Source organism: Candidatus Acetothermia bacterium, assembly GCA_024653305.1.
Classification (GTDB): domain Bacteria; phylum Bipolaricaulota; class Bipolaricaulia; order Bipolaricaulales; family Bipolaricaulaceae; genus JACIWI01.
In genome coordinates, this window is sequence record JANLFW010000047.1 from 1 (window position 1) to 2,188 (window position 2,188).

Here is a 2,188-nt window from a genome sequence, read left to right on the forward strand (position 1 = left end):
GCGATGGGGGAGGCGGTGGAGGAGGTCGCCGCAAGCTGGGTCGTGGGGATGCGGATGTACGCGGAGTCAGGCGCGGACACGATGCAATCTTCACCCCCACATCCCGCTCCTGCCTGAACCTCGTTGGTCAGCCCCGTGCACTTCACTAGGCGGGCGGTGACGGTGAGGGTTCGCGTGGCCCCCGGCGCGATCACGGGGATTCGCCAGCTTACGCCGTTGATCCATCCGCCGTGGTGGTCCTCGTTGGGATGGGGCACAACGTCGGGGTCAGCCGTTGACGAGACGTACTCCAGGCCGCTCCCGAGCACGTCATCCACCCACACCTCGTACGCTGGTCCAGCGCCGCCGTTCGTGACATAGATCGTCCAGGTGACCGGGTTTTGGGTGGCGTAGATGATCTCAGGGGTCTTCGACACGTAGAGGAGCGGCCCGCGCAGGAAGGATGGGGTGCGGGAAGCGCTTACCGAGCACGAGGACTCGCGGCACGAGTCCGTGAACAGCGCCGTTGCGGTGATCTCGCGGCCAGGGCTGCAGCGCTTCCGCACCTGGAAGGTGAGAACGGACTGGGCGCCGTTGGGCTGTCCCACGAAAGCTTCGGCGTAGTCCCACTCGTAGTGGTCGGCGTATTCCGTGGGAACGGTTGTGGTCGGACACACGCCGCTGCACCCGATGCTCCCCGTGTCCACGATGTAGTAGTTGAGGCTGCCGAGCCGGAGCCGCACGTCGTGGGGGTCAAAAGTGGACGTCTTGGTGAGGGTCACGGTGACGTTGTAGGTCCCGCACGGGTCCACGAAGTCGGTAGGGAGTCCCGAGATGGCGACGCTCATCGACGGGGTGACCGCCGTCACGACAAGGGTCTCCGTGACCTGGCACGGCTGCGTGCAGTCATCGCCTGTGGTGCAGCCCGGTCCGAGATCCAGCGTCGTCCAGGTGTAGAAGCTGTACGTGCTGGGGCAGGATGTGGGGAGCGAGCCGGGGGTGAACTTCAAGCGGTACGAGATCACAAGGGTCTTCCCCCAGACCAGACTGTCGTCGTCGATGCCCCGGACCTCTAGGCTCCCGCCAGGGGTCCCGTCCGCCAGGCTCACCGGGTCTGTCGGAACCCCGTCCACCATGATCTGGAGCGTCCCGCCTACGTACTCCTGCGCGTTCTCGGCGTAGGCGATGAACGTGAGGTCGGTGAAGTAGATGTCCGGCCCGCTGCCGGCAAAGGTGTAGGTGTTCGTGTACGTGATCTCCCCGCACTTCTCCTGGGTCGAGGGGGTCGCCGTTCGGCTGGCGGTGACGAGCTGGTAGCACTGGATGGCGATCGGCAGCGAGCTTGTGGAGGAGATGGCGCACCCGCAGCAGTCCGTGGCTACCGCGGTGGCGCTGAGGGTGCCGACCTGGCCGCACTGGAGCCTGCCCGGGGCGCCCAATGTGAACGACGTGGAGAGAGGGGTGGTGGGGGAGGTCGTCCAAGAGATCGTCCCCCCGGTTCCGTCTCCCCCCGGGACCCACGTGCCGCCGCCGCTGTCGGCAACCGTGAACCCCGCCGGGACGTTCACCACTACGCTGACGTCGCTGGTGCTGCCATTCCCGCAGCTGTCGAGCCCCGAGAAGCCCACATCGAGGTTGTAGCTATTCTCGGCGCAGATGTAGACTTGGTTGTCTCCACTGAGGGATACCGTGAGGTTCGGCGGGCCCTGTGGGCCGTACGTCGTGGAGAAGCTCCCCGTGCTGACCGGCGGGCGGAACTCCTCCCCGCACGCGTTCTCGTAGATCGTCTGGCACAGCACCGTTCCGCTGGGCACGCCCGCGCACCAATCCCCAGGGTAGGTTACGGTGAACTTCAGTTCGAACGTCTCGCCCGCAAGTAGCGGATCCTCAAGGACGAAACACCCATTGACATACTCCGCTCCCGGCCCCACATCGCTGACCACGAGGGGAGCACAGTTGATGCACAGGCGGATGTTCTTGGCAAGACCAGTGCCGTTGTTGGTGATGGGTATCGTTACCTCTACACCGTCCTGTGAGCAATACGGGATCTGGATGGTGGGCAGCGTCCAGTTGAGGAGGGGGTTCTTCAGAATGAGGCGGATCGAGGCTGTGGCCGTGCCGCCATGCTCCGCGGTGTCGTAGCACACCGAATCATCGTCGCAGCCGAACCGGGCGTCGAGCCTGTTCTCCAGGCCCGTGCACGCGACGA

General features: G+C 65.3%; 1 protein-coding gene. It reads right to left on the reverse strand.

All coding sequences use genetic code 11. The features are described from left to right. Window positions 1-2,188, reverse strand: a 2,188-nt coding sequence (locus NUV94_08095; protein MCR4392697.1) for a DUF11 domain-containing protein, incomplete at both ends; no start/stop codon positions are given.